17 protein-coding genes are annotated in these 17,043 nt (G+C 71.9%); 12 read left to right on the top strand and 5 right to left on the bottom strand.

All coding sequences use genetic code 11. From position 1 onward, the window contains the following. Positions 1-142: 142 nt before the first annotated feature. The gene (locus GE115_RS05390) at positions 143-580 is read left to right on the top strand and encodes an Lrp/AsnC family transcriptional regulator (protein ID WP_153683733.1); all 438 of its coding nucleotides are present in this window, start codon (positions 143-145) and stop codon (positions 578-580) included. Positions 581-611: 31 nt separating this feature from the next. Here GE115_RS05390 and GE115_RS05395 read toward each other — a convergent pair whose 3' ends face one another. Together GE115_RS05395 and GE115_RS05400 are read right to left on the bottom strand one after the other, a co-directional pair. After that, positions 612-1,046, bottom strand: a complete 435-nt coding sequence (locus GE115_RS05395) for a hotdog fold thioesterase (protein ID WP_153683734.1) — start codon at positions 1,044-1,046, stop codon at positions 612-614. Between the two features lie 113 nt (positions 1,047-1,159). Next, entirely contained in the window at positions 1,160-1,771 is a 612-nt protein-coding gene (locus tag GE115_RS05400; RefSeq protein ID WP_153683735.1) for a zinc-binding alcohol dehydrogenase, read from the bottom strand. An 89-nt stretch (positions 1,772-1,860) separates the two neighbouring features. Here GE115_RS05400 and purM point away from each other — a divergent pair, with 89 nt between their 5' ends. Both purM and GE115_RS05410 read left to right on the top strand, forming a co-directional pair. Further along, complete coding sequence (gene purM / locus GE115_RS05405; RefSeq protein WP_312854923.1) at positions 1,861-2,964, top strand: phosphoribosylformylglycinamidine cyclo-ligase; 1,104 nt, start codon at positions 1,861-1,863, stop codon at positions 2,962-2,964. Positions 2,965-2,969: 5 nt separating this feature from the next. Continuing rightward, the gene (locus GE115_RS05410) at positions 2,970-3,758 is read left to right on the top strand and encodes an LLM class flavin-dependent oxidoreductase (protein ID WP_312854924.1); all 789 of its coding nucleotides are present in this window, start codon (positions 2,970-2,972) and stop codon (positions 3,756-3,758) included. Here GE115_RS05410 and GE115_RS05415 read toward each other — a convergent pair. Both GE115_RS05415 and GE115_RS05420 read right to left on the bottom strand, forming a co-directional pair. Continuing rightward, complete coding sequence (locus tag GE115_RS05415; RefSeq protein WP_153683736.1) at positions 3,755-3,946, bottom strand: hypothetical protein; 192 nt, start codon at positions 3,944-3,946, stop codon at positions 3,755-3,757. The two genes, GE115_RS05410 and GE115_RS05415, sit on opposite strands and share 4 nt — an antisense overlap. Positions 3,947-4,006: 60 nt before the next feature. Beyond that, on the bottom strand, positions 4,007-4,207 hold the full coding sequence (locus GE115_RS05420) for a DUF3073 domain-containing protein (protein ID WP_153683737.1): 201 nt from the start codon (positions 4,205-4,207) through the stop codon (positions 4,007-4,009). A gap of 146 nt (positions 4,208-4,353) precedes the next feature. Between GE115_RS05420 and GE115_RS05425 the strand changes: the two genes are divergently transcribed. Further along, positions 4,354-5,535, top strand: a complete 1,182-nt coding sequence (locus GE115_RS05425; protein WP_312854925.1) for an NAD(P)-binding domain-containing protein — start codon at positions 4,354-4,356, stop codon at positions 5,533-5,535. Here GE115_RS05425 and GE115_RS05430 read toward each other — a convergent pair. Beyond that, the gene (locus tag GE115_RS05430) at positions 5,519-6,409 is read right to left on the bottom strand and encodes an EamA family transporter (RefSeq protein WP_312854926.1); all 891 of its coding nucleotides are present in this window, start codon (positions 6,407-6,409) and stop codon (positions 5,519-5,521) included. The two genes, GE115_RS05425 and GE115_RS05430, sit on opposite strands and share 17 nt — an antisense overlap. A 172-nt stretch (positions 6,410-6,581) precedes the next feature. Here GE115_RS05430 and GE115_RS05435 point away from each other — a divergent pair, with 172 nt between their 5' ends. From GE115_RS05435 to GE115_RS05470, 8 genes are read left to right on the top strand one after another with little or no spacing between them, the layout of a single operon-like run. Further along, positions 6,582-8,627 (top strand): glycoside hydrolase family 127 protein, encoded by a 2,046-nt coding sequence (locus tag GE115_RS05435; RefSeq protein WP_153683738.1) that lies wholly within the window; start codon positions 6,582-6,584, stop codon positions 8,625-8,627. Between the two features lie 46 nt (positions 8,628-8,673). Next, positions 8,674-10,371, top strand: a complete 1,698-nt coding sequence (locus GE115_RS05440; RefSeq protein WP_153683739.1) for an ABC transporter substrate-binding protein — start codon at positions 8,674-8,676, stop codon at positions 10,369-10,371. 4 nt (positions 10,372-10,375) lie between these two features. Continuing rightward, positions 10,376-11,335, top strand: coding sequence for an ABC transporter permease (locus tag GE115_RS05445; RefSeq protein ID WP_153683740.1), 960 nt, complete (start codon positions 10,376-10,378; stop codon positions 11,333-11,335). Further along, the gene (locus GE115_RS05450; RefSeq protein ID WP_153683741.1) at positions 11,335-12,330 is read left to right on the top strand and encodes an ABC transporter permease; all 996 of its coding nucleotides are present in this window, start codon (positions 11,335-11,337) and stop codon (positions 12,328-12,330) included. Before GE115_RS05445 ends, GE115_RS05450 begins: the two co-directional genes overlap by 1 nt. Beyond that, positions 12,327-13,190, top strand: coding sequence for an ABC transporter ATP-binding protein (locus tag GE115_RS05455; protein WP_153683742.1), 864 nt, complete (start codon positions 12,327-12,329; stop codon positions 13,188-13,190). The genes GE115_RS05450 and GE115_RS05455 overlap by 4 nt, the downstream gene beginning before the upstream one ends. Then, positions 13,187-14,095 (top strand): ABC transporter ATP-binding protein, encoded by a 909-nt coding sequence (locus GE115_RS05460; protein WP_153683743.1) that lies wholly within the window; start codon positions 13,187-13,189, stop codon positions 14,093-14,095. Before GE115_RS05455 ends, GE115_RS05460 begins: the two co-directional genes overlap by 4 nt. Continuing rightward, entirely contained in the window at positions 14,092-15,513 is a 1,422-nt protein-coding gene (locus tag GE115_RS05465) for an alpha/beta fold hydrolase (RefSeq protein WP_153683744.1), read from the top strand. The genes GE115_RS05460 and GE115_RS05465 overlap by 4 nt, the downstream gene beginning before the upstream one ends. Continuing rightward, complete coding sequence (locus GE115_RS05470; RefSeq protein WP_246190548.1) at positions 15,510-16,991, top strand: aminopeptidase P family protein; 1,482 nt, start codon at positions 15,510-15,512, stop codon at positions 16,989-16,991. Before GE115_RS05465 ends, GE115_RS05470 begins: the two co-directional genes overlap by 4 nt. The last annotated feature ends 52 nt before the right edge of the window (positions 16,992-17,043 follow it).

Here is a 17,043-nt window from a genome sequence, read left to right on the forward strand (position 1 = left end):
GGGGTAGGGTCATCCACCAGATTGCGCCGGATCGGCTGAAATGTCTGCGCACGAGAGACAGAACGAGACGGATCGGCGCGGATCAGCGATAGTGGTGTCAGGAAGTCCAGCCCGACCGGCGGGCAAGGCGAGAGGGGCGGGCATGGAACCGGATGCACTGGACCGGGCGATCCTCGCCGAGCTGCGACGCGACGGCCGGGCCTCCATGAGCGACATCGCCGCGCGCGTCAACACCTCGCGCGCCAACGCCTACGCGCGCGTCAAGCGGCTGACCGATTCGGGGGTCATCCGCGGCTTCACGGTCCGCACCGACGCGGTGCAGGAGGGCCTGCACTCGACCGCCTACGTGTCGATGCAGGTCGCCCAGGCCGACTGGCAGGACCTGCGCACCCGCCTCGCCGGCATCCCCGAAGTGCGCCACGCGAGCCTCATCGGCGGTGACTTCGACGTGCTGCTGCTCGTACGGGCGCGCGACAACCGCGACCTGCGACGCGTCGTGCTCGAGGAGCTGCAGGCGATCCCGTCGGTGCGATCGACGCGCACGTTCCTCGTCTACGAGGAGCTCGAGACGATCGAATGAAGCCGGGGCGGCGTGCGGCGGGGGAGTGCGCTCAGTACTCCGACGGCTTCGCGAGCACGGCCATCGTGCAGCGCGACACGCACACGAGGCGGCCCTGCTCGTCGGTGATGCGGATGTCCCACACCTGCGTCGTGCGTCCGCGCGTGATCGGCCGGGCCTCGCCGTAGACCCACCCGTCGGCGACCGGGCGGACGTGGTTCGCGTTGATCTCCATGCCCACGCAGTAGTTGCGCTCGGGGTCGACCGTGAAGCTCGCGCCCCAGCTCGCGAGCGTCTCGGCGAGCAGCACGGATGCCCCGCCGTGGAGCACCCCGCCGGGCTGGCGGGTGCGGCCGTCGACGGGCATCCGGCCCTTCAACGAGTCATCCGTCAACTCGGTCATCTCGATGCCGAGCGCGCGGATCGCGGTGCCGTCGCAGCGGGAGTTCGCCCACTCGACGGAGGGCTCGTCGAACCAGATGCTCATGCGCTCGAGTCTCGCACGGCGGCGCAACCCGTGATGTCGCGCAAACTGCGCTCATCCGACCCGAATGGCAGCACATTGCGCGACATCACGGCGAATGGGCGAGGGGTCCGCGGCTACGCGAGCTCGGCGATGATCGGGTGGATGGCGTCGTCGAACGCGGCCGCGTCGGAGCGCAGCGAGTCGGTCACGGCGACGGTCATGCTGCCGATCCACCAGACGCCGACGCCCTGCAACGGCATCACCTCGACGTTCAGCTCGAACGAGTGCGCCCGGCGACCGACCTCGCGTTCGTGTTCGGCGATCGAGCCCGCGTACGCCCGGTACGAGTCGCCGCGGCGCGAGGCCGAGGCCGTGCGGTACTGGTCGTGCGCCCACTCGGCCCACGCCCGCGCCGCCTCGGCGTGCGGCACGATCGCGGCGGCGAGCTCCTCGGCGCCCGTCGTCGGCAGCGCGACCTCGGTGTCGTACGCCGGCACGAGGTCGAGTGGAACGGGCGACGGATGCGCCTCGGGCTCCACCGTCATCGCCCACCACTCGCGCCACTGGCGCTCGAGGGCGTCCTGGCGGTCGGTCGGCAGCCGGTCGCCGACCGGGCCGACGTCACGCAGCCGCGGCAGTTCGACCGGCGAGGCGATCGAGAGCACCTCGCGCAGGTAGAGCGCCAGGAGCACCGCTCGACTGGCGTTCTCCCGGATGACCCACGATGGCCCGCCCCCCGCGTGCATGGCTGAATTCTACGCCCGTCTCCCCCGCGCGCCGGGGTTCGCGGCTCGCGTTCGCAGGCGTGTCGCGCCCGGGCCGGTAGCCTTGGGGGGTGAGCGCGAACTCGTCCTACGCCGCGGCCGGAGTCGACACCGCCGCCGGCGACCTCGCCGTCGAACTGATGAAGGAGGCCGTGGCGAAGACCCACGGCCCGAACGTCGTGGGCGGGGTCGGCGGATTCGCGGGACTCTTCGACCTCTCGTTCGCGAAGGACTACGCGAAGCCCCTGCTCGCGACGTCGACCGACGGCGTCGGCACGAAGATCGCGATCGCGCAGGCGCTCGACGTGCACGACACGATCGGCCAAGACCTGGTCGGCATGGTCGTCGACGACATCGTCGTGGTCGGTGCGACGCCGCTGTTCATGACCGACTACATCGCGTGCGGCAAGGTCGTGCCCGAGCGCATCGCGGCGATCGTCACCGGAATCGCCCGCGCGTGCGCCGAGACCGGCACCGCGCTCGTCGGCGGCGAGACGGCCGAGCACCCGGGCCTCATGGGCGCCGACGACTACGACGTCGCGGGCGCCGCGGTGGGAGTCGTCGAGGCCGACCGCGTGCTGGGCGCCGAACGGGTGCGCGACGGCGACGCGATCCTCGCGATCGCCTCGAGCGGCCTGCACTCCAACGGCTTCTCGCTGGTCAGGCACATCCTCGCGCAGCAGGGCATCTCGTACACGGATGCCTCGGCCGAGCTCGGCACCACGTGGGGCGAGGCGCTCCTCGAGCCGACGAGGCTCTACTCGGGCCAGCTCGTTCAGCTGCTCGCCGGCGCGAACGGCGAGGCCGTGCACGCCCTCTCGCACGTCACGGGCGGCGGACTCGCGGCGAACCTCGCGCGCGTGCTGCCGCGCGGCTCGTGGGCCGAGGTCGACCGCTCGACCTGGTCGCCCGCGCCCGTGTTCCGCGTGCTCAACGACCTCGCGGGCACGACGCTCGAGTCGACCGAGGGCACGTGGAACCTCGGGGTCGGCTTCTTCGCCGCCGTGGATGCCTCGGCCGCCGAGGCCGTGACCGCCGAGCTCGACGCCCTCGGCCTGCCGACGTGGCGGGTCGGCACGGTCGCGGTCGGCGAGCGCGATCTCTCGGGCTTCGAGCAGGGCGCCAAGGGCGTCGACGGCGGGGCCGTTCGGCTCGTCGGGTCGTACGCGAGCTGACGCGCGTGCGCGCCGCGGTCTCGATCGGCATCACCGGGCGTGTGCCCGAGGCCGACGTACGGGCGTTGGCTCCGCGCGTCGAGGCGCTCGGCTTCGATGCCCTCTGGGTCAACGACGTGCCGCACGGGGACTCGCTGGCGGCGCTTCGCGCCGCGGCATCCGTCACCTCGTCGTTGCGGCTCGCGACCGGGGTGGTTCCGCTCGACCGCCGGCCGGTGGCGTCGCTCGAGTTCGCGGGGCTTCCGGCCGACCGGCTGACGCTCGGCATCGGCTCGGGAGGCGCCGAGCGTCCGCTCGCGCTGGTGCGGGAAGGGCTCGACGAGCTGCGCACGCGAACCGACGCGGCGATCGTCGTCGGCGCGCTGGGCCCGCGCATGCGCCGACTCGCCGCCGAGCGTGCCGATGGGCTGCTGCTCAACTGGCTGACGCCCGCCGCAGCGACCGAGGCGATGGCCGACCTGCGACGCGATGCGGGCACCGTTCGGTCGGGCGCGCGTCGGCCACGGGGCATCCTCTACGTGCGCACCATCGCCGACCAGGCGGCACGGCCGGCGCTCGAGGAGGAGGCCGCGCGGTACGCGGCCGTTCCCGCGTACGCGGCGAACTTCGAGCGGCAGGGCGTCGCGGCGATCGACGCGACGCTCGCGACGGCCGACGGGCTCGCCGCGTACGACGTGGTCGACGAGCTCGTGCTCCGTGCGATCACGCCGACCGGGTCACTCGCCGAGTTGCAGCGGTTCGTGGAGACCGTGGCCGAGTGGATCGGGCCGGAGCGCGACGAGTCGACGGGCTAGCGCGCCGAACGCCGGAACGACCCGACCGGGATCATCGGAAGCGCGAGGCTGAGCAGCAGCGCGAGCGGCCACCACTGCGACGTGAGCAGGGCCGCGACCACGCCGAAGAGCGCGATGACGACGACGCTCGCCCACGCGTACGCACGCCGACGACGGGTGAACGACTCGCGGCCGGCTGCATCCGTCATGCTCGCCACCCTAGCGAAGGGCCGCGAGCCGTGTGAAGTGCTCGGTGGTCGGAGATGCGGTCAGCGGTGGGAGCTGTCGCCGGGGACGTACGTGTCGTCGTCGGCGTCGTACTCAGCCCACTTCGCCGCCTCGTCACTGTAATCGTCATGCTGCGAGCTCGTGAGCTCGCGCTCAAGCGCGTTGTAGTCGGTGTTCGGGCTGAAGTACTTCAGCTCTCGAGCGACTTTCGTGTGCTTGGCTTTCTGACGGCCGCGCCCCATGCGTGACCCCCTTACGACTTCTGGCCGGGTGGAATGCACTTCACCCGGCTCGCACTGATAATGAACAATCCCTGCCCACGAGTTTAGCACCGCCGGACCTCCTCCCCTGCGGGCGCTTCACAGGCGCCGCATGCTTCGATAGAGGGGTGACGAGTGTGCCCGAGCGAGTGCGGATCGCGGTGATCGGGGCCGGTCAGGCCGGCCTCTCCGTGGCCTTCTACCTCCGACGGTTCGAGCTCGTCGCCGACGAGGATTTCGTCATGCTCGACCGGGCCCCCGGGCCCGGCGGTGCCTGGCAGCACCGGTGGTCGTCGCTGAAGCTCGGCACCGCGCACCGCGTCAACGACCTGCCCGGCATGGCCGAGCTCGGCCTCAGCTTCGACACCGCCGATCGCTCGCTTCCGGCGAAGGAGGTCGTGGCCGACTACTACGGCCGCTTCGAGGAGCACTTCGACCTGCGGGTGCACCGGCCGATGCAGGTGCGGCGGGTCGAGAACGACGGCGCCGACCTGCGCCTCACCTACGAGGACCACTCGCCGCGGCCCGTCGAGGAGCAGCGCTCGCGCGGCTTCTTCGGCCGCCGCCGCAAGACCTTCGAGGTGGCGGCGCCCTCGTTCCCGCAGCACACGCTGCGCGCGAGCTTCCTCGTCAACGCGACGGGCACCTGGGGCTCGCCGTTCGTGCCGTTCTACCCGGGCATGAGCGACTTCCACGGCCGGCACCTGCACACCTCCGACTTCATCGACGCCGAGGACTTCCGCGACCAGAACGTGGTCGTCGTCGGAGGCGGCACATCGGCGATCGGGTTCATGCTCGAGCTCGAGGGCGTCGCGGCGAACCTCACGTGGGTCTCGCGCCGCCCGATCGACTGGCTCGACCGCCAGGAGCTCGACCTCGAAGGGGCATCCGCCGCCGTCGCGATGCAGGACGAAGCGGCGCGGTCCGGCCGCGCCCTGCCCTCGATCGTCAGCGGCACGGGCGTGCCGAAGAGCCGCCGCATCGCGGCCGGCATCGAGCGCGGCCTGCTCGTCGCCAAGCCGATGTTCGACCGCATCGAGGCCGACCGCGTGGTCTGGAACGACGGCCCGGGCTCGACGAGCACCGAGGCGAAGGCCGACGCGATCATCTGGGCGACGGGGTTCCGCCCCGAGCTGCGCCACCTCTCGCCGCTGCGACTGCGCGAGAAGGCGGGCGGCGTGACGATCGGCCAGGGCGCGTCGTGGTCGGACCCGCGCATCTTCCTCGCGGGCTACGGGCCGCAGGCGTCGACGATCGGCGCGAACCGCGCGGGCCGCATGATCGCGCGGCAGATCATGGCGATGCTGTAGGCGGGAGCGGTGGCGTTGCGCGCTGGGCCGTGCGCACGGCGCCGATGGATGCCGCGACGACGAGTCCGACCGCGACGACCGCGACGCCCGTGAACGTCTGGCCGAGCAGCACGAGCCCGGCGACGGTCGCCATCGCCGGCGCGAGGCTCATCAGCACGGCGAACGTCGACGCCGGCAGGCGCCGCAGGGCGATGAGCTCGAGCGCGTAGGGGATCGACGTGCTGAGCAGCGCGACCGCGGCGCCGAGCGCGAGCACCTCGGGGCGCACGAGCACGGCGCCCGAGGCGGCGACGCCGAACGGCAGGATCGCGACCGCGCCGATCGCGAGCGCGATCGCGAGCCCGTCGAGCCCGGGGAACCCGCGGCCCGTGCGGGCCGACAGGAGGATGTACGCCGCCCAGGTCGCGCCGGTCGCGGCGGCGAGCACGACTCCGAGCGGGTCGAGGTGGCCGAAGCTGCCCTGCCCGAGCAGCGCGACGCCGACCGCGGCCAGCACCGCCCACAGCCAGGCGCTCGCCCGACGGCTCGCGAACACCGACAGCACGAGCGGCCCGAGCACCTCGATCGTGACCGCGGCGCCGAGCGGGATGCGCTCGAGCGAGAGGTAGAAGAGCGCGTTCATCAGGGCGAGCACGAGGCCGAACGCGGTGACCGTCGCCCACGCTCGGCGCGAGTGGCCGCGCAACGTCGGACGGGCGATGAGCAGCAGCACGATCGCCGAGAACACCAGCCGCAGCGCGACCATGCCGATCGCGCCCGTGGTGGGGAAGAGGAGCACGGCGATCGAGGCGCCGACCTCCTGGCACGCCAAGCCGGCGACGACGAACACGACGGCCGCGCCGCGGCCGCTCCTCGCCTCCCGTGCGCTGGTCACGAAGCGACGTTACCTTCCGGATGCCCCGAGCCCGGGTGTTTCGGGCGTGTAACGACCTGCAGGATCTGCGTCCCGGACCTTGACGCGGCCGCCGTGCGGGTGCGTAATATGTCACCCACTATTTCTGTAATATGTCACGTCGTACACCGTCGTACCGAACAGGAGCCCGCGCATGTCCCAGCCAGCACCCGCCGTCCGAGACCTCGGCAGGGCCGCGGCCGTGCGCCCGACCCGCGGCGGTCGCCGCCCGCTCGGCACCGCGGAGGTCGCGATCACGGGCGGATCGCTCGCCGGTTGGCAGGCCCGCAACCGCGGCGCGACGGTCGCGCACGTCGTCGAGCAGCTGCGCCTCGCCGGCAACCTCGACAACCTGCGGCGCATCGCCGAGCCGAACGGCCCGGCCGCGACCGAGCCGTTCCGCGGTCGCTACCCGTTCCTCGACACCGACGTGTTCAAGACGCTCGAGGGCCTCGCGTACGAGCTGGCGCGCGACGGGGCATCCGGGTATGTGGCTTCGCACGGCGGGGCCTCCCGCGACGACGCCGCCGGCGACGAGGCATCCGTTCGCGAGTTCTACGAGGAGGCCGTCGACCTCATCGAGCGCGCGCAGCGCGACGACGGCTACCTCAACAGCCACTTCCAGGCACCCGACATCGAGCGCGAGCCGTGGTCGGATCTCGCCTGGGGGCACGAGCTGTACAACCTCGGGCACCTCATCCAGGCCGCGGTCGCGGCCAACCGCCAGCTCGGCGACGACCGGCTGCTGCGCGTCGCGATCGCGTTCGCGGACCTCGCCGTCGAGCGCTTCGGACCCGACGGCGACCCGCAGGTGTGCGGGCACCCAGAGGTCGAGATGGCGCTCGTCGAGCTCACGCGCGAGACCGGCGACGAGCGCTACCTCGAGCTCGCGAGCCTGTTCGTCGACCGGCGCGGGCACGGCACGGTCGAGCTGAAGATCTTCCCGGCCGAGTACTTCCAGGACGCCGCGCCGCTGCGCGAGCTCGACTCGGTCACCGGCCACGCGGTGCGCATGGCGTACCTCGCGGCGGGCGCCGCCGACATCGCCCTCGAGCGCGGCGACGCCGGGCTGCTCGGCGCCCTCGAGCGGCTCTGGGACGACATGGTCGCCACGAAGCTCTACGTGACGGGCGGCCTCGGCAGCCGGCACTCCGACGAGGCGATCGGCGACCGGTTCGAGCTGCCCAGCGAGCGCTCCTACAGCGAGACCTGCGCCGCCATCGCCGTGATGCAGTGGGCCTGGCGGATGTACCTCGCCGACGGGCAGGCGAAGTACCTCGACGTGTTCGAGACCGTGCTCTACAACGCCTACGCGGTCGGCATCTCCGACGACGGTCGCGCGTTCTTCTACGACAACCCGCTGCAGCGCCGCCCCGACCACCAGCAGCGCACGGGCGCCGAGACGCACGGCGAGCTGCTGCGACGCGGATGGTTCGTCTGCCCGTGCTGCCCGCCCAACATCATCCGCTGGACGGCGCAGCTGCAGGACCACGTCGCCGCGCTCGTCGATGGCGAGCTCCAGCTCGCGCAGTACGCCACGGGGCGCATCGAGGTCGACGGCCTCGCGCTCGAGGTCGAGACCGAGTACCCGTGGGACGCCGCCGTGCGCATCCGGGTCGAGGCCGCCGGCGAGGACGCGCCGCGCCTCGCGCTGCGCGTGCCGGGCTGGTGCCGCGGGGCAACCGTCACCGTGAACGGCGAGCGGCTGGGCGGCGACGGCCGCACGGTCGCGCCCGGCTGGGTGCGCATCGACCGCGCGCTCGCCGCGGGCGACGTGATCGAGCTCGACCTGCCGATACCGGCCCGCGCGCTCGGCGCCGACCCGCGTGTGGACGCGCTGCGCGCCTCGGCCGCGGTCGTGCGCGGACCGATCGTGTACTGCGCCGAGCAGGTCGACCAGGCGGCCGACCTCGACCTCGTCGTGCTGGACCCGGCCGCCGTGCGGGAGGCATCCGCCGACGTCGACCCGATCACGGCCAACACCGACCCGTCGACACGGACGCTGCGCGTCATCGCCGGCGCGGTCGCCGCGCCGACGGGCGGGCTCTACCCCGAGTTCGGCGCGGCCGACGGCGCTGACGCGGCCGACGGCGCCGGGGCGGCCGGCGCTCGCACCCCGACCGAGCTGCGGCTCGTGCCGTACCACCTCTGGGGCAACCGCGGCGCCGACGCCATGCGCGTCTGGCTCCGCACCGCCTGACGAACTCCACACGCACCATCCGAACCCCACCAAGAAGGAGATCCACATGAAGAAAGGCACCGTGTTCATCGGGCTGGCGCTGGCCGGCTCGCTGGCGCTGACGGGCTGCACCGGCGGTTCCGGCGGCTCGGGCGGTTCCGCCTCGGGCGGGCTCAGCGGCGAGCCCGCGACGGGCGGCACGCTCCGCGTGCTCCAGAACGCCGACTTCTCGCACCTCGACCCCGCCCAGGGCTTCGACGGCGGCGTGAACAACTTCTACCGGCTGATCTACCGCACCCTCACCACGCAGGGCGCCGGCGAGGGCGCGGAGGGCACCGAGATCGTGCCCGACCTCGCGACCGAACTCGGCACGCCCAACGAGGACAACACCGTCTGGACCTACACGCTGAAGGACGACGTCTTCTTCGAGGACGGCACGCCCATCACCAGCAAGGACGTGAAGTTCGGCGTCGAGCGCTCGCTCGACCCGTCGATCTCGATCGGCTCGCCCTACGCGAAGATCGTGCTCGACATCCCCGAGGGCTACGAGGGCTACTACCTCTCGGGCCCGCTCGACTCGATCGAGACGCCCGACGACCGCACGATCGTGTTCCACCTGAACCAGCCGTACGCCGACTTCGACGCCGTCGTCGGCCAGGCGCCGTTCACGCCGTTCCCGGCCGACGCCGACGTGACGACGACGAGCATCGACCAGCAGCCGATCGCCTCGGGCCCGTACCGGGTGACCGAGTACCAGCGCGGCAGCACCCTCGTGCTCGAGCGCAACGAGCACTGGGACCCCGAGACCGACGAGGTGCGCACCGCGGCACCCGACTCGTTCGAGTGGACCTTCGGCCTCGACGCCGCGACGATCGACGAGCGCATGATCGCCGGCCAGGGTGAGGACGCCAACGCCATCGCGGGCTCGGTCGCGCCCGCCTCGATCGCGCGCATCCAGACGCCCGAGATCCAGAGCCGCACCGTCGCGGGCCTGCAGGGCTGCACGACGTACATGGGCCTGAACACCACGAAGCCCGGCATGGACAACGTGCTCGTGCGCCAGGCGATCAACGTCGCGATGGACAAGGAGGCGGTGAAGGATGCCACGGGCGGCAGCCAGCTCGCCGACATCGCGACCACGATCATGCCGCCGACCGTCGTCGGGCGCGAGGAGTTCGACCTCTACGGCACCGAGGACCAGACCGGCGACCCCGAGAAGGCCAAGGAACTGCTCGCCGAGGCCGGCTACCCCGACGGCTTCGAGTTCACGCTCGACATCCGCAACCAGCCCAAGATGCAGGCGCAGGCCGAGGCCGTGCAGCAGTCGCTCGCGAAGGCGGGCATCACGGTGAACTTCAACCTCATCGACACCTCGACCTACTACGAGGTCATCGGCACCCTGTCGCAGCAGCACGACGCCGCCATCACGGGCTGGTGCCCCGACTGGCCGACCGGTGCGACCTTCCTGCCGCCGCTGTTCGAGGGCTCGCAGATCTTCGAGAAGGGCAACTCCAACATCGCGCAGCTGAACGACCCGGCGATCAACGAGCGGATGGCCGAGATCCGGCTCATGACCGACGTCGACGAGGCGAACGCCGCGTGGGGTGCGCTCGACGAGCAGATCATGGAGCTCGCGCCCCAGGTGCCGCTGCTCTACGAGAAGACCGTCATGGTCGTCGGCGACAACATCGCGGGCGCGTTCAGCCACGCCGGGTTCTCGGGCGGCATCGACTACGTCTCGGTCGGACTGAAGAGCGCCGAGTAGTCGCATGACCACGGTTCCCAGCGAACTGGCGGTCGAGACCGAGGCGAAGGGGGCACTGCCTTCGGGCGGTGCCCCCACCCCGGCCCGGCGCGTCCTGCACTCGCTCCGCACGTCTCCGGGCGCGATCGCGAGCATCGTGATCATCGTCGCGATCGCCCTCATGGCGATCCTCGCGCCCGTGCTCTCGGCCATCACCGGCTGGGACCCGTACGAGTTCGACCCGACCGCGATCGACTCCGACCTCGGCGGGCTGCCGATCGGGCCGCTCGGCGGGGTGAGCGCCGAGCACTGGTTCGGCGTCGAGCCCGGCAATGGGCGCGACATCTTCATCCGCGTCGCCTACGGCGCGCAGGTGTCGCTGCTGATCGCGGTCAGCGCGACCCTCGTGACGACCACGATCGGCGTCGTGCTGGGCATGATCGCCGGATACTTCGGCGGCATCGCCGACCAGGTGATCTCGCGCGTCATGGACTTCCTGATGGCGTTCCCGACGCTGATCTTCATGATCGCGCTGCTCTCGGCGCTGCCGGCGGGCAACCGGCCCGCGCTGCTCGTGATCGTGCTGAGCATCTTCGGCTGGCCGTACACGGCGCGCATCATCCGGGGGCAGACGATGTCGCTGCGCAACAGCGAGTTCGTCGAGGCCGCCCGCGCCTCGGGCGCGAAGCCGCTGCGCATCGCGTTCCGCGAGGTGCTGCCGAACCTGCGCGGCACGATCATCGTGCTCGCGACCCTCGCGGTGCCGGGCTACATCGGCACCGAGGCGGGGCTCTCGTTCCTGGGCGTCGGCGTGACCCCGCCGACCCCGTCGTGGGGTCAGATGATCTCGACCGCGGTCGGCTGGTACGCGGTCGACCCGATGTACTTCCTGATCCCCGGCACGTTCCTCTTCCTCACGGTCTTCGCGTTCACCGTCCTCGGCGACCACCTGCGCAAGGCCCTCGACACGGGAGACGCCGCCTGATGCTCTTCTACCTGTTGCGGCGCGTGCTCGCCGGCATCCTCGTCCTCTTCCTCATCTCGCTGTTCACGTTCGCGATCTTCTTCTGGCTCTCGCCCGACCCGGCGGTGCAGATCTGCGGCAAGACCTGCACGCCCGAGCGCATCGACCAGATCCGCTCGCAGCTGGGCCTCGACCTGCCCTTCCTCCAGCAGTACTGGCAGTTCGTGAGCGGCATCTTCGTCGGCCGCACCTACGGCGAGGGCGCCGGCGCCATCACCTGCGCGGCGCCGTGCCTCGGCTTCAGCTTCCAGACGAACCAGTCGGTGACCGACATGATCGCCGACCGCATGCCGGTCAGCGTCACGGTCGCCGTCGGGGCCGCGGTGCTCTGGCTGCTCGCGGGCGTCGGCGGAGGCCTCCTCAGCGCCGTCAAGCAGGGCACCGGCTGGGACCGCACGGTCATGTTCGGCGCGCTCGCGGGCATCAGCCTGCCCAACTACTTCGTCGCGCTGCTGCTGCAGTACGTGCTGGTCGTGCAGCTCCAGTGGCTGCCGTTCCCGCACGCCGCGAGCTTCACCGAGGACCCGGTCGCCTGGTTCCAGGCGTACCTGATGCCGTGGCTCGTGCTCGCGTTCGGCTACGCGGCGATGTACTCGCGCATCGTGCGCACGAACGTCATCGACACGCTCGGGCAGAACTTCATGCGGACGGCGAGGGCCAAGGGCCTCGACCAGTCGCTCGTCATGCGCCGGCACGCGCTGCGCCCATCGCTCACGCCGGTGGTGACGCTGTTCGGCATGGACTTCGCGGGACTGCTCGGCGGCGCGCTGATCACCGAGACGGTGTTCGGCCTGAACGGCGTCGGCAAGCTCGCCGCCGACTCGATCACGAAGAACGACCAGCCGGTGATCATGGGCGTCACGCTCCTCGCCGGCCTGCTCGTCGTCATCGGCAACATGGTCGTGGATGTCGCGTACACGGGTCTCGACCCGCGAGTGAGGGTGAGGTCGGCATGAGCATCACGTCCGCAGCACGGACCATCTCGATCCCGGTCGTCGGGGCGCCGCTGCTCGAGGTCGAGCACCTCAGCGTGAGCTTCCCGACCTCGTCGGGCCCGGCGACGGTCGTGCGCGACGCGTCGTTCCGGGTCGACCAGGGCACGACGCTCGGCATCGTCGGCGAGTCGGGGTCGGGCAAGTCGATGACCTCGCTCGCCGTCATGGGACTGCTGCCGCGCGGCGGCACGGCGACGGGCAGCGTGCGACTCTTCGGCCACGAGCTGCTCGGCCGCACCGACCGCGAGCTCCGGCGCATCCGCGGCGACCGCATCGCGATGGTGTTCCAGGACCCGCTCTCGTCGCTGAACCCGTACTACACGATCGGCGTCCAGATCACCGAGGCGTACCGCGCCCACCGCGGCGGCAGCCAGGCGGCTGCGCGCAAGGTCGCGATCGAGGCGCTCGAGCGCGTGCGCATCGCCGACCCCGACCGGCGGATCGACCACTACCCCCACCAGTTCTCGGGGGGCATGCGCCAGCGCATCATGATCGCGATGGCGATCTGCCTCGAGCCCGACCTGATCATCTGCGACGAGCCCACCACGGCGCTCGACGTCACGGTGCAGGCGCAGATCCTCGACCTGCTGGCCGACCTGCAGCGCCAGACCGGCACCGGCATGGTCTTCATCACGCACGATCTCGCCGTGGTCAGCCGCGTCGCCGACGACGTGCTCGTCATGAAGGACGGCGACGAGGTCGAGCGCGGCACGACCGAGCAGATCTTCACGGCGCCGAGGGCCCCGTACACGCGGGCCCTGCTCGACGCGCTGCCGCGCATCGACGACCCGTTCGAGACCCTGAAGGGGGTGCAGGCATGAGCGCCGGTCCGATCCTCGCCGCGCGAGGCGTCACCAAGGAGTTCGTGACCCGCGGCACCGGCAAGGTCGTCGCCGGCAAGGCGCGGTTCACCGCGGTCGACGACGTCAGCTTCGAGGTGCCGCGCGGCGGCACGCTCGGCATCGTCGGCGAGTCCGGCTCGGGCAAGTCGACGACGGCTCGCATCATCGCGAAGCTCATCGAGCCGACGCGCGGCACGCTCGAGTTCGACGGCGAGGATGTCACGTCGGCGACCGGCCGCGCGCTCACGTCGTTCCGGCAGAACGTGCAGGTCGTCTTCCAGGACCCGTACTCGTCGCTGAACCCGAAGCACACGGTCGAGCGCCTGATCTCGGCGCCGCTCGACTACCAGCGCATCACGCCGCCGCAGGGCCGGCGCGCGTTCGTCGCCGAGCTCATGGAGCGGGTCGGGCTGAACCCCGACCACGCCCAGCGCTACCCGTCGCAGTTCTCGGGCGGGCAGGCGCAGCGCATCGGCATCGCGCGGGCGCTGGCCCTGCGCCCGAAGCTCGTGATCTGCGACGAGGCGGTCTCGGCGCTCGACGTGTCGGTGCAGGCCCGGGTCATCAACCTGCTGAACGAGCTGAAGGCCGACCTCGGCCTCAGCTACGTGTTCATCGCGCACGACCTCGCCGTGGTGCGCCAGATCGCCGACACCATCGCGGTCATGCACCGCGGCCGCATCGTCGAGTCGGGCAGCCGCGACGACGTCTTCGAGCGACCGCAGGACGACTACACGAAGTCGCTGCTCGCGGCCGTTCCGCGCATCGATCCCGAGTGGGATCGGCGCAGACTGGAGATGCTGGCCGCGGAGGCGGCCGCCGAGAACGCCGAATCGACCGAGCCGGCCGAGCCGCGGGCTCGCGTCGGGGGAGGAGCCGCATGATCACGGCCGAGTACACGATCCCGGGCATGCACGTGCGCGACCACGTCGAGCGCGTGCCGCTCGACTGGTTCGGCGACCGGGATGCCGCGACCATCGAGGTGTTCGCGCGCGAGCTCGTCGCGCCCGAGCGCCGGAGTGAAGACCTGCCGCTGCTCGTCTACCTGCAGGGCGGACCCGGCGGCAAGGGCCCTCGGCCGACCGCGCCCGACGGATGGATCGGCGAGGCGCTGAAGACCCACCGCGTGGTGCTGCTCGATCAGCGCGGCACGGGCCGGTCGACGCCGATCACGGGTCGCAACATCGGCCGCATCGGCGACGCGCACGCGCAGGCCGAGTACCTCGCGCGCTTCCGCGCCGACTCGATCGTCGCCGATGCGGAGCACCTGCGGAAGGCGATCTTCGGCGCGCGCCGCTGGTCGACGCTGGGCCAGAGCTACGGCGGGTTCCTCACGCTCACCTATCTCTCGCAGGCACCCGAGGGCCTGGCCGCCTGCTACGTCACCGGCGGCCTCGCGTCGATCCACCCCGACGCAACCGAGGTGTACCGGCGCACGTACCCGCGCACCGAGCAGAAGAACCGCGAGTTCTACGCGCGCTACCCGCAGCACGAGGCATCCGTCGCCCGCATCGCCGACGTGCTCGCCGCGTCGGAGGTGCTGCTTCCCGACGGCGACCGGCTCACCGTGCGGCGGCTGCAGAGCCTCGGCATCGACTTCGGCATGAAGCCCGGTTACGAGCGGATGCATCACCTCGTCGACGAGGCGTTCGACGCGGCATCCGGCGAGCTGACCGAGACCTTCCTCTCGCAGGTGACGGTGCGCAGCTCCTACGCCGACAACCCGCTGTTCGCGGTCATGCAGGAGTCGATCTACGGCCACGCCGGCACCGGGCCGACCGCGTGGGCGGCCGAGGCCGAGCGCGCGAGGCATCCGCAGTTCGCGGAGACCGCCCGCCCGCTGCTCTTCACCGGCGAGATGATGTACCCCTGGATGTTCGAGGAGATCCGCACGCTCCGGCCCTTCCGCGACGCGGTCGAGCTGCTCGCGCGGCGCGCCGACTGGTCGCCGCTGTACGACCTCGACCGGCTCGCCGCCAACGAGGTGCCGGTCGCGGCGGCCGTCTACTTCGACGACATGTACGTCGACTCCGGACTGCAGCTCGAGACCGCGCGAGCGGTCGGCAACGTGCAGGCGTGGGTCACCAACGAGTACGAGCACGACGGCATCGGCTCGGAGCGGGTCTTCCCGCGCCTGGTCGAGCTCGTCGCCCAGCGCGGCGGACCGCGCGCCGACGAGGCCCGCGCCGACGAGGCCCGCGCCGACGCATCCCGTGCCGACGCGGCCCGCGCCGACGCATCCCGACCCAACGCATCCCGCGCCGACGCATCCCGACCCGAACCGGAAGGAACCGCGGCATGACCGACACCGCGCACCGCCACGACCACGCCGCCGCGACGAGCATGCCGCAGCCGGCCGAACCCGATCCGCGGTTGCCGCGCCTCGCCGAGATCCCCGCCTTCCTGGAGTACATGGCGACGGGCTGGGGCACGCCCGACCGCACGCCGAACGTCGAACCCGGAGCCGCCGCCGCGGCCGCGAGCCACCGCGCGCGCCTGTCGGCCGAGTTCCCCGGCCGGGTGATCGCCGTCTCGGCGGGCCGTGCGCCCGTGCGCTCCAACGACACCGCGTACGACTTCCGGCCCGACAGCGACTTCTTCTGGCTGACCGGATGCCCCGTCGAGGACGGCGTGCTCGTGCTGACCCCCGCGCCGGGCGGCCACGATGCGACGCTGTACCTGCCGCCGCCCGCGTACCCCGGCGAGGTCGGGTTCTTCCGGGATGCCGCGCACGGCGAGCTGTGGGTCGGCTCGGCGCCGAGCCTCGACGACTGGGCGGGCGCCCTCGACCTCGCGGTGCAGCCGCTCGGCCGGCTCGAGGGGGCGCTTCCCGCGACCGGCGAGCTGCTCGTCGGCGGTGCGCCCGGGCATCCGGTGCTCTCGGCCGGCGGCGGCGGCGCCCGGCCCGGTGCCGCGTCGCCGGCCTCCCGGGAGCTCGGCCGCGTGCTCGCCGAACTGCGCATGATCAAGGACGCGTGGGAGATCCTCGAGCTGCGCCGCGCCGTCGACGCGACGGTCGAGGGCTTCGCCGACGTCATCCGCGAGGTGCCGACCGCGATCGAGCGCGGCGGCGAGCGGTGGCTGCAGGGCACCTTCGACCGGTACGCCCGCACGGCGGGCAACGGCCCGGGCTACGCGACCATCGTCGGCAGCGCCGGCCACGCGCCGACCCTGCACTGGGTGCGCTGCGACGGGCCGGTCGTGCCCGACGAGCTGCTGCTGCTCGACATGGGCGTCGAGACCCGTTCGTACTACACGGCCGACGTCACCCGCACGTTCCCCGCGTCGGGCACGTTCAGCGCCGAACAGCGCGCGGTGCACGACCTCGTCGAGCGCTCGCACCGCGCGGGCCTCGCGGCCGTCGGACCGGGCCGCGCCTTCACCGACTTCCACCACGCCGCGATGGAGGTCATCGCGAACGGACTGCACGACTGGGGACTGCTGCCCGTCTCGGTCGACGAGGCGCTCTCCGACCGGGGCCAGCAGCACCGGCGCTACCTCGTGTGCGGCATCGGGCACCACCTCGGCCTCGACGTGCACGACTGCGCCAGGTCGAGCTACGAGGCATACCAGGGCGCGACGATGCGCGAGGGCATGGTGCTCACGGTCGAGCCCGGTCTCTACTTCCACGCGTTCGACGAGACGCTGCCCCCCGAACTGCGGGGCATCGGCGTTCGCATCGAGGACGATATCTTGATCACGAGCAGTGGTTCCGAGGTGCTCTCCGACGCGTTGCCGCTCGACGCCGGCGGGCTCGAGGAGTGGATGCGCACCCGGTGAGGTCGCGCACGGTTGGTACGGAGCGCACGGATCGCACCGAGCGCACGGAGAA

Origin of the sequence: Agromyces agglutinans (assembly GCF_009647605.1) — a bacterium.
Lineage (GTDB): Bacteria > Actinomycetota > Actinomycetes > Actinomycetales > Microbacteriaceae > Agromyces > Agromyces agglutinans.